Genomic DNA, 568 nt, shown 5'->3' on the forward strand with positions numbered 1-568 from the left:
GTTCCCCTTCGACGACGTTCATCTCCGGATCGCCGAAGGCCTTCGCCACAAACTCCGAGGCCGGCCGGTGATAAACCTCCTCGGGGGTGCCGACCTGTTCGATGCGGCCCCGGCTGATCACGGCGATGCGGTCGCCCAGGCTGAGGGCTTCCCGATAATCATGGGTCACATAGATGGTGGTGGTATCCAGGCTTTGGCTTTGGATTTCCTTCAGCTCGGCCCGCATTTGGTGGCGCAGTTTGGCATCGAGATGGACCAGGGGTTCATCCATCAGAAACACTTCCGGCCGGCGGATCAAGGCCCTCCCCAAAGCCACCCGCTGCCGCTGTCCGTTGGAAAGCTCCGCCGGAAACCGCTCCAACAGGGCATCGATGTCCAACAGCCGGGCGATCCGCATCACCTCTTGCCGCACGACCTCCTTCGGTTGCCGGTACCTCGGGCTGTAAAGGGGGGACGCGATATTTTCAAACACATTGAGGTGCGGGTACAGGGCGTAATTTTCAAACACCATGGCCACGTCCCGCTCGTTCGGTTCCAGATGGTCCACGGGACGGCCGTTAAGGTAAAC

1 protein-coding gene is annotated in these 568 nt (G+C 60.7%); it reads right to left on the minus strand.

Annotation, left to right across the window (positions count from 1 at the left end):
• Positions 1 to 511 (minus strand): ABC transporter ATP-binding protein (locus RZO55_RS07830; RefSeq protein WP_318063729.1); only part of this gene is annotated, 511 nt, incomplete at its 3' end.
• Positions 512 to 568 lie beyond the last annotated feature (57 nt).

The sequence above is a fragment of the Clostridium boliviensis genome (genome assembly GCF_033342255.1).
Classification (GTDB): domain Bacteria; phylum Bacillota; class Clostridia; order Lachnospirales; family Lachnospiraceae; genus Lacrimispora; species Lacrimispora boliviensis.